Genomic DNA, 15,605 nt, shown 5'->3' with positions numbered 1-15,605 from the left:
GCGGTAGTAGTGAATGCCCCAATTGGTGTAATCGATTCTGGAGTTGGCGGGTTAACAGTTGCAAAAGCGATAATGGAGCTTTTGCCGAACGAAACAATTTATTATATTGGCGATACAGCACGTTGTCCATACGGGCCACGTTCGAAACAAGAAGTAAGAAATTTTACTTGGCAAATGGCAAAGGCACTTGAAAAAATGAATGTTAAACTGCTTGTTATTGCTTGCAATACAGCGACAGCAGTAGCGTTGGAAAGTTTACAAAAACATATGCCATTTCCGGTTTTAGGTGTCATAAATGCAGGGGCAAGGGCCGCAGTAAAAAAGACAAAACGCAATGAAATTGTCGTATTAGCAACAGAGGGTACGATAAAAAGTGGAGCCTATGAGGATGCGTTAAATTCCCTTGCGACAAAGGCGAAGGTTATTTCTCTTGCATGCCCTACGTTTGTTCCGCTTGTTGAAAGTGGTGAATATGAAGGGCAGTTTTCATATGATTTAGTAGCAAATGGTTTAAATCCAATAGCAAATGAACGTTTTGATACGGTTATTTTAGGCTGTACACATTATCCGATTTTACAAAAGCAAATCGAAGCTGCGGTAGGTACGGGGGTAAATGTATTATCCTCTGCTGAAGAAACGGCAAAGGATGTTGAAGCGATTTTAAGCTATACCAATCAGTTGCGTACAGACAAAGAATCACCGAAACATATTTTCCATGCATCGGGCTCAGTACCGATTTTCAGATCCATCGCTGAACGTTGGCTGGATCAAGGTGAATTAACGATTCGACGTATTTCATTTTAATACGAAATAAAAAATTTGCGAAAGGCTCAGATAGATGAAAGTCTATTTGAGTTTTTTTGCATGGTGTTTTACGGGAAGGTAATTTTCCTTTAGGCGTTAAAAAAAATATGTTAAAATAAGTGCGCGAATCTATTTAGGAGGTCAACAATGACTAGACATGACTTACGAGCTGTGAATGAATTACGTCCAGTTCAAATTGAAAATAATTATTTAATGCATCCGGAAGGCTCTGTATTAATTGCAGTAGGTAATACAAAAGTAATTTGTACGGCAACGATTGAAGAGAAAGTACCAGGCTTTTTACGTGGACAAGGCAAGGGTTGGATTACTGCGGAGTATTCAATGCTTCCACGTGCTACAGAGCAACGTACACGCCGTGAATCATCAGCAGGAAAAGTAACAGGGCGTACAATGGAAATTCAGCGCCTAATCGGTCGTGCTTTACGTGCGGTTGTCGATTTAGAGGCACTTGGAGAAAAAACGATTTGGATTGATTGTGATGTCATTCAAGCTGATGGCGGCACGCGTACAGCATCCATTACAGGAGCATTTGTTGCGATGACACAAGCAATAGCAAAATTAGCTGCGGATAAGCCATTTGCAAAATTCCCAGTAACAGATTATTTAGCAGCGACAAGTGTAGGTAAGCTTTCAGACATAGGTGCTGTACTCGATTTAAATTATATTGAAGATTCTTCTGCGGATGTGGACATGAATGTGATTATGACAGGTGCAGGTCAATTTGTAGAACTGCAAGGTACTGGCGAAGAAGCGACATTTTCACGTGCAGAGTTAAATGAATTATTAGATTTAGGGGAAGTAGGAATTGCCCGATTAATCGATATTCAAAAAGCAGCACTAGGTGAGCTAGCAGGCTATGTAGGAAAGGTGGATGCTGAATGAAACAAGTAGTCATTGCAACGAAAAACAAAGGCAAAGCAAAGGATTTTGAAGCATTATTTCAACCATTTGGATATGAAGTCGTAACAATGTTTGATGTTGCCCCTGATTTAGAAATAGAAGAAACAGGTACTACATTTGAAGATAATGCAATTTTAAAGGCAGAAACATTGGCCAATTTACTCGGAAAAATCGTCATTGCAGATGATAGCGGCTTAGCAATTGATGCTTTAAACGGCGAACCAGGCGTCTATTCAGCACGCTATGCTGGCGATCATGACGATGAGGCAAACATGGTGAAAGTGTTAGCAAACATGAAGGATGTCCCAGAAGAAGCGCGTACAGCTCGTTTTTGCTGTGCTCTAGCTATTGCCGGTCCAAACATGGAAACAAAAACGGTGTTTGGCACATGCGAAGGGGTCATTGCAGAGGAAAAGCGCGGAACCAATGGCTTTGGCTATGATCCAATTTTCTACGTACCGGCATTGCAACGCCATATGGCTGAGCTATCAGCAGATGAAAAGGGTGCCATTTCACACCGCGGCAACGCTATTCGTGAATTAGCCTTTAAATTAGCCGAAATATTAAAATAACACCCATTCTGCCAAGGCATAATGGATAGGAGTGATGGTAATGAAACTAGTCGTAATGAGTGATACACATGGAGATGCAGAGGTAATTGAACGGGTAAGAAGCTATCACACGGATGCACAGAAGGTCATTCATTGCGGAGATAGTGAGTTACCATTTACTCATCCTAATTTACAAGGTGTAGAGCGGGTAAAAGGCAATTGTGATGCAGATCCGAACTTTTTGGATGAGCTTTTATTTCAAGTGGCAGACGAGCGCATTTATGTGACACATGGACATTTGTTTGATGTGAAAAATTCACCGATGAGACTCGCATACCGCGCAAAGGAAGTTGGAGCGACAATCGTTTGCTTCGGTCATTCCCACGTGTTAGGCGCGGAATTGATTGACGGTACTCTGTTTGTGAATCCAGGCAGCCTTTTAAAACCACGCCGCCTAAAAGAAAAAACGTTCATGACGATTACGATTTCGGAAACGCATTATATCGTTGATTGCTATGAGGATCATAATAATTTGTTGGAGCAAATGGTTTTTGAAAGACCCACGATGGATTATTAATGTTTGAGAAGTTTTGAACATATACTAAAGAGAATCTATAATATTGGGTTCTCTTTGGAATAAGTTTGTACAAATAATAATTTATATTTAATTACGTGTTGACTTTCTAGTATTTGTAGCCTATAATAAAAAATGTCTTAATTACCAAAACGGTGATGAAAAACATGTCTCAGTAGCTCAGCTGGATAGAGCAACGCCCTTCTAAGGCGTCGGTCGGGGGTTCGAATCCCTCCTGGGACGTAATCAGGTTCGGATAGAATAAGTTTGAACCAACTGAAAAGCGCTTTAAATCCTTTAATATCAAGGGTTTGAGGCGCTTTTTCTTTTTCTGAGAATCCGTTAGAAAAGGAGTAAATGAAAAGTTTCTAAATAAGCAAGTGCCTTGAAGATGCTATTTGTCTGTTTCGAATCGAACTCACCGAATTTTTTAGAAATGGTGATGGTAGTACATTAATCAAGATAAACAATTCGAGTAAAAGCAAAAAAAACAGCCAAAAATTTATTGAAAAGTTATCAGATACTCGAGAAGAAAAAAAATCGGCATTAGTATGATTTTCTCGTTATTTTCAATTCATCACCAAATTCCGGGGATTAACAAAATCAATGCCCTGTTTCCAAGGTGATTCTGAGTATGCACTAAGCGGTTGTGTATCTTTTTTAACAATCCATCAATTAAAGGGATTAGAGAGGATTAGAGTTTCCAATTGTAGTATTGGCTATGCGAACAAGATGGCGATCCTTATGTGACATTTAATAAGGATTAAGCAGTAATTGATCATACGATAAAATCATTTGATAATATAGTAGCGCGCATCGAAAACCATGATTAGACAATTAAAGAACGTCCAAAAATAGCATTGTGGGAACTGTGATATAAGTTATTAATGTGATAGGAATATTAAAAGTGGAATTGATATTAATAAATAATAAATTTTGTGATATTGGTTTATTCATACTAAAAAAATTCGATTACGTTGAAAGAAACGTAATCGAATTTTTTTATTCGATATAAGGCTAATGTTACCTATTAAAGCCCTCACTTAGAAAAAATCCGATAAATAATTAAATTTAGCGTGGCTTTTGATGCAAGTGAAACTTCTTGAATCCGAAAATGATTTCACGCGTGTACGAGCAATAAACATCGCACCATTTTCGCCAATATCACCCCTTTTGTAAACGCTATGTAAATTTATTTTAGAAAAGTAATAAGAATGAGTTAGTTTAAAGAAGATATATTTCCAATATAAAGAAATCTAACTGCACATCGGCAAATTTTAGACAAATTTGTAGCAGAAGTATGATGAAAGAAATGTAATGTAAGGAAGTAAAAGAATAATTCATTTCACTGCTATTAGTAGTCAAAAAAACGAACGACTCGAACGGATTGAAGTAAAAATAAATTAGGAGTTTATTAGTTAAACAAATGCATAAACGTAAATTTTATTTAGTTACAGATATATTTGTCAGAAAATAAAGTGAATTATTATTATATTTTACAGTCTATCAACGGCTGATTTATGAAATTTACATAAGGTTTACATTCTTTATATATGGGGTTAATTTTAATTCTTTATTGTTAAGGTAACGAAGAAACTACTTGGGGGATTAATCAAACATGTGGAAAAAATCATTTTACTTTGTTTGTTTTACAGTACTATTAACTATGCTTGTAGCTTGTAGTAATGAAGAAGATACAGCAGATACGCAAACGGGTGGCTCGCTAGTAACGATTTCAGGTTCAACATCAGTAGGACCTCTTGCAGAGAAGCTAGCTATGAAATATGAAGAAGAAAACGATGTGAAAATTGAAGTAAACCAAATAGGTTCTTCGGCAGGTATTACAAATGCAATCAGCGGTGTTTCTCAAATCGGGATGGCATCACGTGACTTAAAGCAAGAAGAGAAGGACAGTAATTTACAAGAACTGATTATTGCTTATGATGGGATTGTTGTTGTAACACATCCTTCTAATCCTGTAAAAAATTTAACGATGGAGCAGGTGAAGCAAATTTTCACAGGTGAGGTTACGAACTGGAAAGAGGTTGGTGGCAAGGACATGGAAATTGTTGTTGTTTCACGTGAGGACGGTTCAGGATCACGCGATGCGTTCCAAGAAATCGTCGGCTATGAATCAGGTCAACTTATTAAGAATGCGATTGTAGCAAGTGGTAACGGGAATATTAAAACGACAGTTGCAATGAACAAGCATGCAATCGGATTCATTTCCTTTGAATATGTTGATGAATCAGTTTCGACAATGGATATCAATGGAGTACAAGCAACGGCTGAAAATGTGTTAGCAGGACAATATGAACTATCTCGACCATTTTTATTTGTGCATAAAGAAGATGTACCGGAGTCAGCAAAGCAATTTATGGAGTTTATTTTAACGCCTGAAGGGCAAAAGATTGTTGAATCAGCTGGTGCAATTCCGTTAACGAAATAATAGTCGTGGAGGACGAAAAAGTGGCAACACACCATACAAAAGAAGTAGAACAACAGATTAGTAAAGGAAATGCACGAAAGTACTTTTTTGAAAAATTATCATCGAAAATTTTCTTAGCCTGTGCATTGCTATCAGTAATTAGTTTATTACTTATCGTAGGATTTGTTTTTTATAAAGGGGCTAACCCATTCGTAACAGGCGATTATAGCTTCCTAAGCTTTATCTTCGGATCAGAATGGGTGCCAAGTGAAGATAAATTCGGGATTTTCCCGATGATTGTCGCATCGATTTATGCGACAATTGGTGCTTTAGTAATCGGGGTTCCGGTTGGTTTATTTACAGCGATTTTTTTAGCTGAGATTGCACCGAAGCGCGTGGCGAAAATTGTGTCACCAGCAATTCAATTATTAGCAGGTATTCCATCTGTTTTGTATGGGGTATTTGGTTTAGCGATTATCGTACCATTTTTACAAGACAATTTAGGGCTTGCTCGTGGGCAAAGCTTAATCGCAGTTATTTTAGTATTAGCGATTATGATGCTTCCGACAATTGTAACAGTAGCAGAAACAGCAATTCGTGCGGTACCAAAATCATATCGTGAAGGTTCATTAGCACTAGGGGTTTCTGAAATTGGGACAATCTTTAAAGTTGTGGTACCAGCTGCAAAATCAGGTATTATGGCTGCGATTGTTTTAGGCCTTGGTCGTGCATTAGGTGAGACAATGGCAGTTATTTTAGTTGCAGGTAACTCCTTAATTATTCCAACAAGCCTGACAGACAGTATACGTCCATTGACTACAAATATTGCACTTGAAATGGGTTATGCAGCTGGTACACATCAGGAAATGTTATTTGCGACAGGTATCGTATTATTCTCATTCATCTTAATTATAAACTTAGTATTAGCTCGATTAACAGCGAAAGGTGGTCACTAAGATGCGCCAAGCAAAAGATAATCTACTACGCGCAATGCTTTGGGGCTCAGCGTTTGTATCAGTAGCGATTTTATTAACGATTGTTGGATATTTATTCTACAAAGGATTTTCATACATTAGCTTTGATTTTATTTTTGGTGACTATTCACCAATAGGTGGCGGCGGGATTTTCCCAATGATTGTCACAACGTTATACACAATTATCATTTCATTAGTTATTGCAACACCAATTGGTATTTTAGCAGCGGTTTACTTACAGGAGTATGCGAAGCAAGGTCGCTTAGTCCGCATCATCCGTTATGCAACGGAAAGCTTAACAGGTATTCCATCAATTATTTATGGTCTATTCGGTGCCGTATTCTTCGTAGCGATTTTGAAGTTAGGTATGTCAATCATAGCTGCTTCATTAACTTTAACAATTATCGTTTTACCGGTTATTATTCGTACGACAGAAGAAGCGCTAAAAACGGTACCAGCATCATATCGTGAGGGCTCGTTAGCACTAGGAACTACAAAGCTTCAAACACTGTATAAAGTCATTTTACCGAGCGCAATGCCTGGTATTTTAGCAGGTATTATTTTATCAATTGGTCGAATTGTAGGGGAGTCGGCAGCGATTTTCTTAACAGCAGGTACAGTAGCCGCGATGCCAGATAGTATTTTCTCGTCGGCTCGTACATTAACGGTACACTCGTACTTAGTAACACAGGAATCAGGGGATATTGGTTTAGCAGCAGCAATAGGAATCGTATTGATTTTCATTATTTTAGCACTTAACTTATCGGCAACATATATTTCGAAGAAGTTCAATAAAGCAGATTATTAACAAAGGAGAATGGACATGGTAATGATGGTAACCGAGGTAGCAGCAGTGAACGAACAACAAGTTTCTACTGTATCAGCGCAATCTAAAATTCTTGTCAATGATATAAATTTATACTACGGGGAAAAGCAAGCATTATTTAATGTCTCATTAGATATTAAGGAGAAAGAAGTAACGGCTTTAATCGGTCCTTCGGGATGTGGTAAATCGACTTTTTTACGTACGTTAAATCGTATGAATGATTTAATTGACGGTGTGCGTGTTATCGGTAACATTAATATTGATGGTGAGGATATTTACACTTCAAATGATGTTATAAAATTACGTACAAAAGTAGGGATGGTATTCCAAAAATCGAACCTGTTCCCGATGAGTATTTATGACAATGTAGCCTATGGTCCACGTATGCAAGGAATTAAAAATCGTAAAGTGCTAGATGCTTTAGTAGAAGAATCTTTACGAGGCGCGGCGATTTGGGATGAGGTAAAGGACCGTTTAAAAACATCAGCATTAGGTCTTTCAGGCGGTCAGCAACAGCGTATTTGTATTGCACGTGCCATTGCAATGAAGCCAGATGTTATTTTAATGGACGAACCAACGAGCGCACTAGATCCAATTTCAACATTAAAAGTAGAAGAACTGATTACGCAAATGAAAAAAGACTATACAATCGTCATTGTAACGCACAACATGCAACAGGCTGCGCGCATTAGTGATAAGACAGCTTTCTTCTTAAATGGAGAAGTTGTAGAGTACGATGATACAAATGTGATTTTCTCAACACCAAAAGATCAACGAACAGAAGATTATATAACAGGTCGTTTCGGCTAAGAAGGGGAAATAGAAATGATTCGTGAAAGCTTCGAAAAAAATATGCTTGAGCTTCAAAATAAAATGGGTGAGATGGTAGAGGCGACAGTGGCAGCGATGGAAAAAGCCTTCACCGCACTCGAAACGCAAGATATGACAATTGCTTTGGCGGTTTTTGAGGAAGATGTGTACATTGATGCACTTGAAAATGAAATGAATCAAATGGCAACTTGGCTGATGGCAAAAGAACAGCCAGTTGCACGTGATTTACGTCGCATACTAAGCATGATTAAGATGTCTGCAGATATTGAGCGTATTGCAGATTTCGCGGTAAATATATCAAAATCAACTATTAAAATTGGCAAGACGGACTCATTACTTCCACTAACATCGTTAGTACAAATGAAAGTTATTTCGATGGATATGCTGAAAAAGGCACTGAAATCCTTTGTGGAAGAGGATTTTGTACTAGCGAAAGAAGTAGGCGAATTAGATGATCGTGTTGATGAAAAAAATCATCAAAACTATAAAGCGTTAATCAATTTGATTCAACAGCATCCAGAGCAGGCAGAAGAAATTGTACAGCTACTGTTTATTAATCGTTACGTCGAACGTACAGCAGATCATATTACGAATATGGCAGAGTCAACGGCTTACTTCATAAAAGGGCAATTATTTGATTTAAATTAATGGAATCTTTGATACGTGAAAGAGGACTAATTTATGAAAAAAAGAATATTAGTCGTAGAAGATGATCGTCATATGGCCGACTTGATTCAAGTACGCTTGAAAAAAGAAGGCTATGAAGTAGAGTGCGTGCATGATGGGGTAGAGGCGTTGCGAGTTGTGGAACGTTGTTTACCAGATTGTATGCTTCTTGATTGGATGTTACCGAAGATGGAAGGTATTGAAGTATGTAGACAAGTACGATATCAACATGATTTTCCGATTATTATGATTAGCGGGAGAACGGAAGAACTAGATATTGTTCTTGCCTTAGAGTTAGGTGCGACAGATTACTTAACAAAGCCATTTGGTTTTCGTGAACTTCTAACACGTATGCGTATGCATATGAAACGCTTTGAAAATAAACGAAGATACAAAGAATATGTGTCGAAGTTTTCAATCGGACCATTCCATATTGATTTAGTTGCTTTTAAAGTTTATAAAAATAATTTAGAGATACCACTAACACAACGAGAGTTCAAGGTACTGTTGCATTTATTGCAAAGACCAGGCGATGTTCAGACGCGCGAACAAATTATAGTGGTGCTAGAATCTTCAAAAGGTGATCGACGTACAGTTGATGTTATCATTCGACGATTGCGTGAAAAAATTGAGAAGCAGCCAAGTGCTCCAAAATGGATTAAGACGAAAAACGGAATAGGCTATTATTTTCATATTGATTCAAAAGAAGTCTCTTACTATTAGTGGGAGGCTTTTAGTTTAGGCAATAATTGATACCTTTTTTGGAATTTGAACGATGGTCACTACGATAAATAAAATGCGTACGAAGCCCGTCCCTTTACTTAGTGCAATTTATTTTCGAAAAAAGCATTGAATAACATATAAAATGTATTTGAAAATTACAAAAAGTGTACAAGTTGAAAAAAAATAAGACGTAAACAAGGGTTTTACGATGGACGCTCGCAAGAAGGACGTAATAGGAATATATGAAATGAGTGGCTTTAGCATCGAGGCTACGTTTGGAAATAATCGATCTAAAGGCATTCAGAAGATTTAGCAGGAGCTCGAATAAATCAGCGATGAGTTTAGGCGGAAAACACAATATTAGAGGACGAAATTTTTTACATCTAAATTAAGAGGAAATCTCCTTCTTTTTGTCGAAGTTAAAAAGATAAAGTAGGTGGAATGGAGGGGTTGCGAAAATATAAAATTAAAAGGACTAATGGACTATGGGTTTGATGAAGCTTATTTCTTTGTTGAACATATGAAAGAGTAAGAACAAGAAAATGATAAATTACATTTCGGGTATTATTTTTGCACCTTAGTATCTTCGGTTAGAAGTGTTTTACAGAATGCTCAAGGACTTTTCCAAGTGAAATTACACATTAGCTTTAAAAACTAATTCAAGTGCTCAAAGAGAGTAAATTAAATCAAAGTATTAAAGAACCAAGAAATTTTTATGCCTTCTACAATCATCTGTGGAGGGCTTTTATTATAAAAGAAAGGTGGGAGATGGTATGGAAACAAACACATTGTGGACGTCGTTTATTGGTGGTATTACAGCGTGGATTGCATATTTATTTGGTGGTGTAGATGAATTGGTAAAGGCACTCGGTATTTTGATGGCAATCGATTTTACAATAGCCCATATGGTCGCTTGGTTAATTCAAGATGTAGATTCACGCAGAGCTTTTAAGAGGCTTTTGAAAAAGACAGCAATGATATTAATGGTCGTAGCAGCGGTGCAATTGGACAACGCTACAGATAGTGGTGATTTCATGCGTAATGCTATGATTCTATTTCTAATCGGAATGGAAGGGCTTAGTATGATAGAGAACCTTGGGCATTTAGGAATTAAAGTTCCTCGTTTTTTGCAGAATGCATTTACACAATTACAAAATGATAATGATTATAAACCAAAAGAAGGTGAAAATAAATCGAAAGACGGTGAGGATAAATGACAAGCGTTACAAATACAAGTCGTGACTTGGGTGAGCTATTACCAGCTGCACCTGACTTAATTAAAGTAAAGATTGTACTATTTAAAATTGCTATGGATATCAAAGGAGGTACATTAACTGTTGCAAGTACATTAAGAGCTGTATTTGTAGGTGCTTAAAACAATGCTGTTGAACGTTGGGAAAGAAAGTTGAATAAAACCTTTTATATAGAAGAAATAATAAAAGGGAACGTCCAATACCGTTTTAAAACTGGCTAGAGGAAAGGGATAATCTTTATACATTATATTAATATCTGCAATTGCACGCCTATTAATTACCAAAGGATCTACTGAGGGTGCCGAAACATAAAACACCATTACTAAACGATCGCCTGCTAATAATGGTACAGGTTGGGTATTAGCTGAAGCAAAGGCAATTCGACCTCCTGCAGGTGGCGGAGTTAATCAACACTTTAGATAATAAAATCGGTGTTGAATTGTATTTAATTAACTGAATTGTTTTTGCACCCGATGCCGTTTTTTGGGCAGACAACTCAGCTGAATCTGTCATACAAGCGGTGGAAGAATAAATTTACTTTTAAAATTACCAACGCTTCCAAAAATGACTCTACTACCTGATAACGATTGAATATTGATCCCAGATGGCTGCTTAGAATTTTTAGAAACTGTCAACTTCACTGGGTAATTAAAAGTCTTTTTTATTTTCTTTTTTGATTCGGATGGTTGGGAACAATCTCCACGTATTTTCCATATACGTTTCATATTCTTTCTAAAATGTTGAATTAAGATCTTCTTCGATCGAAATACGATCGTTCTAAAGTAGTGTGAATAGAATTGAGAATAAGGTCACATTAATTATACTCCCTGACGCTAAACCAAAACCGAAAAACAGTAAAACAGTAAAACAGTTGCCGTATAGCTTGGGTGCCGGTAATAAAAATATAAACCATGTTTGATGACTTTTTTTCCTTCTTTTACTTGAATCAGTCCATCAAAACGAAACACAAGTTAATAGGATAAACGGTTGAATCATCGTACCTTAGTTAGATAAGATATTTAATTTTCATTAAAATCATCCTTTTGAATCCTTATTCAATTTTTTACCAAATCTCCAACCTAAAAATCCTCCTACCAACACACCTGCAAATGCACCTAACATACTATTCCGAAAGATAGAAACGATATAATCATACACTTGTAAGTACTTTGTTGAATAACCACCATCAAAATGATAAGTAATTTTGTAATCCATAAAAAATAGATAAAGCTAAGGAAATGAAAAAGCCATAATTAGCCCATTATTAAATACTTTTTTCCAAATACTCATCGCTAAATCATCTTTTTGTTTAAAATTTGTAACATAACAGAGTATGAATTGGGTTCAGTTTAAGTCTGGTGAAAAATAAAAAAGTTACAAAAATAATATACTAAGGAAACTTTTATCTATTATACTATGAATGAAAAACAAGCAAAGAATCGAAATCAAAAGGGTGAAAGTAAATGAAGAAACTATTAGGGAATCTCAAGATTGTCACAAAAATTGGTATACTTATTCCTATTATTACAATATTTCTAGTGAGTATGTCTATCATTAACTATTTCAGTGCATCTAATGAACTGGAAGAGTCTATTGAGAATGAAATGTCATTATTGTCGGATAATGTAAGTAATTCAGTTGAAAGTAAATTATATTCGCATAAACAGCTCATGTATAGTGCAAAGTCTGCAATAGAATCAATAGATAAGCCTATGACAAGGGAACAATTCACACGCTTCGTAGAGCAATTACTTCCATCAAACAAAGAAACATATGGTATGGGATTTTGGTTAGAGAAGGATGTTGCAAATGGTGAATTGTTTGGACCATACGCCCATAAGGATGGCGAAAAAGTTATCTATACTGACATTTATGAAGATCCATCATATGCTTTTCATACACAGGAGTGGTATACAAATAGCTTAAAATCAGCAGAAGTTACATATACAGAGCCCTATTTTGATGAGGCTTTAGGGGAAATGTTTATTTCATTTGGTATTCAAGTAGTAAACGGCAACGTGCCAATCGGGGTTATTACAGCTGATTACGTGCTCAATTCGATTCAATCCATAGTATCAGACGTCACTATTCGAGAAAGTGGATATGCCTTTTTAATGGAAGACAGTGGAAAATTTTTAACACATCCCGATCCGGAAAAAGTGAATAATGAAACGGTTCAAAACTACATGAATATTCCTATTGAACAGTTAGCAAATGATGAAGATTTAATAGAAATAACAATCGATGACAAAGATTATACCTTACAATACAAGCAAATCGACGGTATGCCATGGAAGCTTGTTTTACTTGTGCCAACGAGTGAGCTTTATAGTGAGGTACAAGCAATGCTTTATCAACAAATTATTGCAAGTATTGTATTAATATTACTCATTGCTATCGTCATTTTCTTGATTGCACGCTATATACGCGGTGAAGTACAAAATATGAATGATTATTTAGGTAGTCTTGCAAATGGTGATTTAACGCAAACAATGTCTGCCGATACAAAGGATGAATTTGGTGAGATGGCCCAATATTACAATCATTCTCTGCAATCATTAGGGGGTATGGTACAACGAATATTGTCTGAGTCAGAAATTGTTGCATCTACGGCAGAGGAGCTAACTGCAAGTGTACAAGAAGTCAATCTATCTATTACAAATGTAGCTACATCTATGCAAGATGTAGCAGAAAATACAAGTAAACAGCATGTAGTCAGTGAACAGTTAGAATCAGTAACTACTGTACTAGCTAATGATATGTATGGTGTAGTGAATGTTTTAGAAAATGCTGTTCAAAGATCGACAGCAACATCTGATATTGCAGTGGGCGGCTCAAAACAAATTCGCACATTCGTTGATGAGATTACACAGCTACATATACAGGTGGAGAACAGTGCTAACTTAGTAAATAGCTTAAAGGATCAATCCGCACAGATTGAGACGATGAGCCACCTCATTTCATCTATTACTGACCAAACAAACTTGTTATCTTTAAATGCAGCTATTGAAGCAGCGCGTGCTGGGGAAGCAGGAAAAGGTTTTGCGGTGGTTGCTGGAGAAGTAAAAGCCCTTGCTGAGCAAACAGGCCATGCCTCTCAGGACATCGCCAAGCTCGTGCGTAGTATTCAAGATCAAATCAACGAAGCTGTTTCAATGATGGAACAAAGTCGTACAATTGCTCATAACGGTATTGATTCTGTTCAACAAGCAGGAGTAACGTTTGATACGATTACAAATGCTGTTCAAGATTTAAAAAGGACGATTGAAGAGACTAATCATAACACAACAAATGCTTACGGGAAGCTTACAGAGGTAACTGTAACCGTTCAAGCAATAAGAGAACAGGCAATAGCAACAAACGAGCACACATTAAATGTATCAGCTATCACAGAGGAACAATCGTCTACAATGAATGAAATGGCGGTAGCCTCTGAGCAGCTTGCAATGCTCGCACAAAACCTACAGGAAGAAACAGGGAAGTTTAACGTTTAGTTTGTATTTGAAAGGTCTGCAACTTTTGATAGCTTACGATTATCAAAATTCCTTTTTTAGTTCTTCTTCATAACGAGGAAATTAAAGTGAGTAAAAGTCGTACAATTGAAAATCGAGTAGTAAGTTATTGGGATTGTTATTATCGAAGTAAACATCCATCTAAAACAGATTTTGTTGGTTTTGAAATGATTGAGTATTTCAGTTCGTAAATTTTCTTTTTATTGATTTTAAGCTTTGGGGAGTCCAAAATATTACTTGGACTCCTCTTAGTTTTTTCTAATTAACGACTTGAACATTTAACAAAACCTTTGATAAGGATGTTTTATAGACTAGTAACATCGGAAGATTTTCTGTCTGAAGTTGCCGGAGATCCAAGATGAAGATGATGATAATTTCCAATTTAATACATAAAGTGAAGGGCACTTAAACTATATAATCTGTTTAAGTGTCTTATTTGTGTAGCAAAAATCATTAAAGTCCCAATATGTTGTAGAAAAAAATGGATTTATTTGACGTGTAAACTTAAAGATTGTGAAGTTTTGGACTTAAAGCAAATGAGCAGAAATTTCAATAACGATGATCGCTTTTTCTTGTTCAACTAAATGGCAGGTTCGTTTCGAAAGTCGTAAGTTTAGAACATCGGGATGGAAATTAATAATAAAGTTACATATTATTCCTAATGGGATTCTATATAATAGATGTAGTAAGGAGGGCTAAAGTGTTTCTAGTGCTCCGTTTTTATTAGTTGAAAAGAAAGGGGGGAATATTGAATGTCCAATGATAATGAAGTTCTTTTAGATAAAGGAAAACGAAATGATTTAAAAGTGAAAGAAGTAAGGAGAGAAGGGGAACCGACTCCAGCATTCAAAGGCGCTTCTTGGTCAGCGCTATTAGTAGGTGTTGTGTCTTATTTTATCGGTTTGTTTAACGCAAATATGCAATTGAACGAAAAAGGATATTACTTTGCAATTTTAGTATTTGGACTTTATTCAGCAATATCTTTACAAAAAGCCGTTAGAGATAAGGAGGAGGGAATACCCGTTACTCCTATTTATTATGGAATTAGTTGGGTAGCACTTTGTGTTTCGATTGCATTAATGGCGATTGGTTTATACAATGCGGCAAGTATTGTTTTAAGCGAAAAAGGATTTTATGGGATGGCTTTTGTTCTTAGTGTATTTGCAGCGATAACGATTCAAAAGAATATTAGAGATACACAGAGGGCGAGAGAAAAGGATTGAATTTGAGTTTATGAGTTTATTTGGGTAATAAAATTAACTTGCTTCAACAGAAGTCCTCCACTTTTATAAGTGGGGGATTTTTTCATATGATTTACGCCACGTGCTTTAAAGTATCATTATTCATTAATAAATGTTTCGCAGCGAAAGAACCTGTCTCTTTATGATTTTTACTCCAACGATTTAAAGTAGAAGTCGTGATGTCATATTCTCTCGCAATTACATTATCTGTTTTCCACTAAACGGAATCCCTCCTCGCACTTGCTCTTAATAATGCTGTGTAACGTCCAGTCTTTAAAGTAACCTTTTTAAGAATAAGACC

16 protein-coding genes and 1 tRNA gene are annotated in these 15,605 nt (G+C 36.4%); 16 read left to right on the top strand and 1 reads right to left on the bottom strand.

Annotation, left to right across the window (positions count from 1 at the left end; genetic code table 11):
- Positions 1 to 9 precede the first annotated feature (9 nt).
- From racE to CSE16_RS21465, 13 genes are all read left to right on the top strand, one after another.
- Entirely contained in the window at positions 10 to 804 is a 795-nt protein-coding gene (gene racE / locus CSE16_RS15580) for a glutamate racemase (RefSeq protein WP_099424758.1), read from the top strand.
- 147 nt (positions 805 to 951) lie between these two features.
- Positions 952 to 1,707: a ribonuclease PH gene (gene rph, locus CSE16_RS15575; RefSeq protein WP_099424757.1), complete on the top strand. Its 756-nt coding sequence runs from the start codon at positions 952 to 954 to the stop codon at positions 1,705 to 1,707.
- Positions 1,704 to 2,297 carry an XTP/dITP diphosphatase gene (locus tag CSE16_RS15570; RefSeq protein ID WP_099424756.1) on the top strand — a complete coding sequence of 198 codons (594 nt, stop codon included), beginning with the start codon at positions 1,704 to 1,706 and terminating at the stop codon, positions 2,295 to 2,297. The genes rph and CSE16_RS15570 overlap by 4 nt, the downstream gene beginning before the upstream one ends.
- Positions 2,298 to 2,337: 40 nt before the next feature.
- Positions 2,338 to 2,853 (top strand): metallophosphoesterase, encoded by a 516-nt coding sequence (locus CSE16_RS15565; protein WP_099424755.1) that lies wholly within the window; start codon positions 2,338 to 2,340, stop codon positions 2,851 to 2,853.
- Positions 2,854 to 3,019: 166 nt separating this feature from the next.
- Positions 3,020 to 3,093, top strand: a tRNA-Arg gene (locus tag CSE16_RS15560).
- Between the two features lie 1,375 nt (positions 3,094 to 4,468).
- The gene (locus CSE16_RS15555; protein WP_099424754.1) at positions 4,469 to 5,299 is read left to right on the top strand and encodes a phosphate ABC transporter substrate-binding protein; all 831 of its coding nucleotides are present in this window, start codon (positions 4,469 to 4,471) and stop codon (positions 5,297 to 5,299) included.
- 20 nt (positions 5,300 to 5,319) lie between these two features.
- Positions 5,320 to 6,234, top strand: a complete 915-nt coding sequence (pstC, locus tag CSE16_RS15550; protein ID WP_099424753.1) for a phosphate ABC transporter permease subunit PstC — start codon at positions 5,320 to 5,322, stop codon at positions 6,232 to 6,234.
- Position 6,235: 1 nt separating this feature from the next.
- Positions 6,236 to 7,060: a phosphate ABC transporter permease PstA gene (pstA, locus tag CSE16_RS15545; RefSeq protein WP_099424752.1), complete on the top strand. Its 825-nt coding sequence runs from the start codon at positions 6,236 to 6,238 to the stop codon at positions 7,058 to 7,060.
- Positions 7,061 to 7,084: 24 nt separating this feature from the next.
- A complete protein-coding gene (pstB, locus tag CSE16_RS15540) occupies positions 7,085 to 7,888 on the top strand; it encodes a phosphate ABC transporter ATP-binding protein PstB (protein WP_099425858.1) in 804 nt (267 codons plus the stop codon).
- Between the two features lie 15 nt (positions 7,889 to 7,903).
- Complete coding sequence (phoU, locus tag CSE16_RS15535) at positions 7,904 to 8,557, top strand: phosphate signaling complex protein PhoU (protein WP_099424751.1); 654 nt, start codon at positions 7,904 to 7,906, stop codon at positions 8,555 to 8,557.
- 33 nt (positions 8,558 to 8,590) lie between these two features.
- On the top strand, positions 8,591 to 9,298 hold the full coding sequence (locus CSE16_RS15530; protein ID WP_099424750.1) for a response regulator transcription factor: 708 nt from the start codon (positions 8,591 to 8,593) through the stop codon (positions 9,296 to 9,298).
- 773 nt (positions 9,299 to 10,071) lie between these two features.
- Positions 10,072 to 10,515: a phage holin family protein gene (locus tag CSE16_RS15525; RefSeq protein ID WP_099424749.1), complete on the top strand. Its 444-nt coding sequence runs from the start codon at positions 10,072 to 10,074 to the stop codon at positions 10,513 to 10,515.
- Positions 10,512 to 10,673, top strand: coding sequence for a hypothetical protein (locus CSE16_RS21465; RefSeq protein ID WP_157764844.1), 162 nt, complete (start codon positions 10,512 to 10,514; stop codon positions 10,671 to 10,673). The genes CSE16_RS15525 and CSE16_RS21465 overlap by 4 nt, the downstream gene beginning before the upstream one ends.
- A 711-nt stretch (positions 10,674 to 11,384) precedes the next feature.
- On the opposite strand, the gene CSE16_RS22260 is transcribed toward CSE16_RS21465, so the two are convergent.
- Positions 11,385 to 11,519: an isoprenylcysteine carboxylmethyltransferase family protein gene (locus CSE16_RS22260; RefSeq protein ID WP_099424748.1), complete on the bottom strand. Its 135-nt coding sequence runs from the start codon at positions 11,517 to 11,519 to the stop codon at positions 11,385 to 11,387.
- Positions 11,520 to 12,014: 495 nt separating this feature from the next.
- On the opposite strand from CSE16_RS22260, the gene CSE16_RS15510 reads away from it, so the two are divergent.
- The 3 genes from CSE16_RS15510 (at position 12,015) to yiaA (ending at position 15,286) form a co-directional block, all read left to right on the top strand.
- Entirely contained in the window at positions 12,015 to 14,045 is a 2,031-nt protein-coding gene (locus CSE16_RS15510) for a methyl-accepting chemotaxis protein (RefSeq protein ID WP_099424747.1), read from the top strand.
- Between the two features lie 86 nt (positions 14,046 to 14,131).
- Positions 14,132 to 14,254, top strand: coding sequence for a hypothetical protein (locus tag CSE16_RS22085; protein ID WP_256376299.1), 123 nt, complete (start codon positions 14,132 to 14,134; stop codon positions 14,252 to 14,254).
- A gap of 561 nt (positions 14,255 to 14,815) precedes the next feature.
- Positions 14,816 to 15,286, top strand: coding sequence for an inner membrane protein YiaA (gene yiaA / locus CSE16_RS15505; protein ID WP_099424746.1), 471 nt, complete (start codon positions 14,816 to 14,818; stop codon positions 15,284 to 15,286).
- Positions 15,287 to 15,605 lie beyond the last annotated feature (319 nt).

It is taken from the genome of Solibacillus sp. R5-41, from assembly GCF_002736105.1.
Taxonomy (GTDB): Bacteria; Bacillota; Bacilli; order Bacillales_A; family Planococcaceae; genus Solibacillus.
This window is presented reverse-complemented; position numbering and strand designations above follow the sequence as displayed.